Below are 1,378 nucleotides of genomic sequence, written 5' to 3'. Positions count from 1 at the left end.
GTCCGGTTGTGGTAGAGAGCGCCGAGGCGATCACTACCATCGAGGCGGAGGCCGGGATGTCGGGAGCGGACCTGACGGACCTGCTCGATGCGCGGGCCATCGCACAGCTGGCCGAGCGGGCCAGGCAGCAGGCGGCCGAGGGCGGCCTGAAGCTGCTCGGGTCGGATGGGCTGTTGCAATCGCTGACCAAGCAGATCATCGAGGCGGCGCTGGAGGCCGAGCTCGCCGAGCACCTGGCCGACGGCCGCGACGGGGCGCAGGGCACTGCGACGGGCCGGCGCAACGAGCGCAACGGCCGGCGCGGCAAGAAGATCGCGACCGAGGTCGGTCCGGTGCGGGTGATAGTGCCGCGGGACCGGGCCGGCAGCTTCGAGCCGGCGGTGGTGCGCAAGTGCGCCAGGCGTACCTCGGGGATCGACGAGATAGTGATCTCCCTGGTGGGCAAGGGTTTGACGACCGGCGAGGTCGCCGCGCACCTCAAGGAGGTCTTCGGGGTCGAGACCAGTAAGGAGACGGTCTCGGCGATCACCGACCGGGTGCTGGAGGGCATGCACGAATGGCGCCACCGCCCGCTCGACTTGGTCTACCCGGTCCTGATCATCGATGCCGTGCACGTCAAGATCAGGGACGGGGCGGTGGCCAACCGGGCGGTGTACGTGGCGATCGCCGTCACGGTGCACGGCACCCGCGAGATCCTCGGGCTGTGGGCCGGAGATGGCGGCGAGGGCGCCAAGACCTGGCAGGTCACACTCACCGAGTTGCGCAACCGCGGGGTGAAGGACTGCTGCATCGTGCTGTGCGACGGATTGAGCGGCCTGCCCGAGGCCGTCAACAGGGTCTGGCCGCGTGCGATCGTCCAGCGATGTCTGATCCACCTGCAGCGCAACAGCTTCACGTACGCCTCCAAGCGCGACTGGCCGGCGCTCTCGCGCGACCTGAAGCCGGTGCTGACCGCGCCTAACGCCCAGGACGCCGAGGCGCGGTTCCTGGAGTTCGCCGAGGCCTGGGAGCCGAAGTACCCTGCGATCGTGAAGCTGTGGACCCAGGCGTGGCCCGAGGTGGTCCCGTACATGGCCTTCGACCGGGAGATCAGGTACCTGCTGACCTCCACCAACGCGGTGGAGTCGCTCAACGCCCGGCTGCGCCGCGCCGTGAAGGCCTCCGGGCATTTCCCCACCGAGCTGGCAGCCCTCAAGCGCCTGTATCTCGCCATCTTGTCACTCGACCCGACCGGCAAGGCGCCCCAGCGCTGGTCGAACCGGTGGAAGCCGGTCCTCAACGCCTTCGAGATGGCCTTCGACGGCCGACTGCACCCGGAGCGGGACTCGGCCGCCGGAGTGAAAACCGGCGACACGCCCTAAAGTCCGACCCCTGATTC

The 1,378-nt window shown here is 69.2% G+C and carries 1 protein-coding gene; it reads left to right on the top strand.

From position 1 onward, the window contains the following. The first annotated feature begins 56 nt into the window (after positions 1–56). On the top strand, positions 57–1,361 hold the full coding sequence (locus tag KGA66_RS29040; protein ID WP_211472806.1) for an IS256 family transposase: 1,305 nt from the start codon (positions 57–59) through the stop codon (positions 1,359–1,361). The last annotated feature ends 17 nt before the right edge of the window (positions 1,362–1,378 follow it).

It is taken from the genome of Actinocrinis puniceicyclus (genome assembly GCF_018283645.1).
Classification (GTDB): Bacteria; Actinomycetota; Actinomycetes; order Streptomycetales; family Catenulisporaceae; genus Actinocrinis; species Actinocrinis puniceicyclus.
Note: the sequence above shows the minus strand (reverse complement) of the source record. Positions and strands in the feature narration are given on the sequence as shown.

Bases quoted from the DNA above. Each gene is read 5' to 3' on its own strand.
- KGA66_RS29040 (WP_211472806.1), top strand. From the start codon at position 57: ATGTCGGGAGCGGACCTGACGGACCTGCTCGATGCGCGGGCCATCGCA.